At 42.2% G+C, this 2,529-nt stretch carries 2 protein-coding genes; both read right to left on the reverse strand.

The window, feature by feature from the left end; genetic code table 11:
• Positions 1 to 117: 117 nt before the first annotated feature.
• Positions 118 to 708 (reverse strand): hypothetical protein, encoded by a 591-nt coding sequence (locus NJ959_RS28425; protein WP_254015121.1) that lies wholly within the window; start codon positions 706 to 708, stop codon positions 118 to 120.
• Between the two features lie 34 nt (positions 709 to 742).
• Positions 743 to 2,227 (reverse strand): hypothetical protein, encoded by a 1,485-nt coding sequence (locus NJ959_RS28430; protein ID WP_254015122.1) that lies wholly within the window; start codon positions 2,225 to 2,227, stop codon positions 743 to 745.
• Between the last annotated feature and the right edge of the window lie 302 nt (positions 2,228 to 2,529).

Genomic DNA, 2,529 nt, shown 5'->3' on the forward strand with positions numbered 1-2,529 from the left:
TTACACCACTTTTCAAATAAATGACGTACAGAGAAACCCGGTTTCTTTAAGAAACCGGGTTTCTGGGCTGTACTTCATAAACCTAGAAAATATTAATAACCAATAACCAATAACCAATTAGCGATCGCGAAGTTCGGTTTCCAGTTTATCTAAATCCTCTCTGAGGAAAATTATTACCTGTCCATTATAAGCTTTGCCGCTATCGGTTTGGGTAACTTCCAGCCAATAAGCAAACCTTTCACCTAACAATAGTTTCCCCTGTTGTGCGATAATAAGAGGTCGATTTTGTCGCCGTGCTACATCGATAGTTTCTGAGGTGGGGTAGTCGTAAACTAGTCTAGATCGCTGATAATCTTGATAAATAGCAGGACCATAAATTACTCGCAGAGACTCTTCAAGGCGTTGGGGAGTTACTCCATTAATCGTGTCATAGAAAGAAATACGTTCACTGCGAATATATCTTCTGTCTGTGGGAAATCCAAGATTACCTGGAGGTAAAAATGTGGCTTGAAAAGTAAACCTTTCCGCTCCTGTATTGCTTTTTTTTACTAATAATCCATCGCCAATACCAGGGCGCAATGTGGGATGTGCCGCAATCCAAGAAGTGACCATTTCAACTGTGTCTCCTGGTAAAGCATTAGCCCGATTTACTCCTAATGTCAATAGAATTCCCAGTGACAAAACTGACCATAATTTAATGCTTTTCATGACAAGTCTCCTAATAAAAAGGATGAAGGATGGTTTACTCTATTTCAACATATCGATATAAATCTTCAATCTTAGGATCTGGAAACTGCTCGATTACACGCCACAATACCGTGTAACTGCCATCCAAACGCTGATAGACAGGTTGAAATACCACCAGAAGATCGCTACTAGGCGTTTTGAGGATATCAGGGAGATTCCGTCGCTGTGCCCTGGTAATTGGTTCCTTTTTTAGCACTGCCTCCGGTAACTGAAATTGAACTAATCTCACCAAATAAGTATTATTCAGAATAATTGGCGATTGGGTAGATGCGGGTGGGCTAATTTGTGGTACTAAACCAATACCATTTTTCCCTGTGAGGAAGCGTCTTTGATCGATTTGGATTGCCTCTACCCGATTGGGAGGAAGATAGTTAAGAAATAAATCCTGCTGTTGGGGTGAGAGAAGGGAGACATTTTCTAAATTAGTTTCGATGTCGTCGAGAGAAATTTTACCTAAATTGGCGATAAAACCGTAATTTAGTCCCGGCGTGGGAATCTGGAAGTTGCCATCTTTAATTTCGATCGCCAATTTAGATATTATACCACTAGGAGTTTCTCCCAGAGCGGCAAAGGAGAATTCCTCTGGTACAGGAGGTTTCAGGCGATTTCGCAACCGATTGGGATCTGGATTATAAGTTTGGGCGAGTAAGACACGGGTAATACCCCGATTTGGTTGGGCGAGAAATTGGGCATACCGCTGCCTTTCTAAGGGCAAAAGTCCGTAGTCACCGATATCTAAAATAGCCCAATCTTCACCCGGATCGATAATTTTAGTGGAGTCAGGAAAAACAGGTAATACTGCGAGGAGTTTTTCCCTTGCGGCAGTTAAAGTGGGGGTAGATTCTCTTGGTGGTGCGATTGCAGGTTGGAATGGCGGTGCTGGATAATCAGCAATGGGGGTTTTCGCGGGAATACCAATAACAAGGGGTTCGGGTTTCGGGAAATCTGGTGCTGGGGATACTCTTGGTAATCTGGAATTTGGGGAGGTATGAAGAGAATTCAAAGATGAAGGATTATCTTGTGGTATAGGATTAGTAGCAGTTAAACCTGCCAGCATGGGTAAACGCCTCTCTAAAACTTCCATCATTGGTTTGAGTTGTTGTGTGGAGGTGTATAGAGAGCAGTAAACCTGTCGCTGAGGTAGGGTTAAATTGGCTGGAATATTGGCATCAACTGTCCCATTGCTACAGAGAAATTGAGGAATTTGGTATTGAACTTTGAGAAACTGTTCCACCTTTCCTAAATGGAGGAATAATTGTCGCCTAGCTCCTTTAACTTGGTTTTCATCTGTACCAGTTAAAGCGCGTTGCATCCAATTAATTAAATTTAGTTGCTGTTGGACTAATTCCTCTGCTTCTGGCCAAAACTCAGTGGTAGTGCTAGGTTGTTGTGGCACATTCTGAGTGTTAGCGCCTGATGGTGCTAGTAACGCTAAGGATAGTGATAATGGTAATACAAGGACTAGTGATAGTTTTTCCATATATTGAGTTGCCCTGAAATTCCTCATAAATCTTGAGAATTCCCTATTCTAGAACATAGCGAACTATAGCCGTAACCAATCACCTCCTAGACTTGTCCATCTAAGCTACAAATTGCGATCGCGTATTACTACAGTTTAGTGTGCTACAGAAAAGTGATAGCCACTTGTGGTTTTTTATTACCATAAGTTTGTATCTATTAGCGTGCTGTTGTCTCTAATCGCCTCAATAACCGCAAGCCAATTAACTTTTTAGCTAGACAGGCGGGAATCCCCACGTCCATACCCGCTTCGGGTTGGCGTGG

Source organism: Limnofasciculus baicalensis BBK-W-15 (assembly GCF_024178385.1).
Lineage (GTDB): Bacteria > Cyanobacteriota > Cyanobacteriia > Cyanobacteriales > Coleofasciculaceae > Limnofasciculus > Limnofasciculus baicalensis.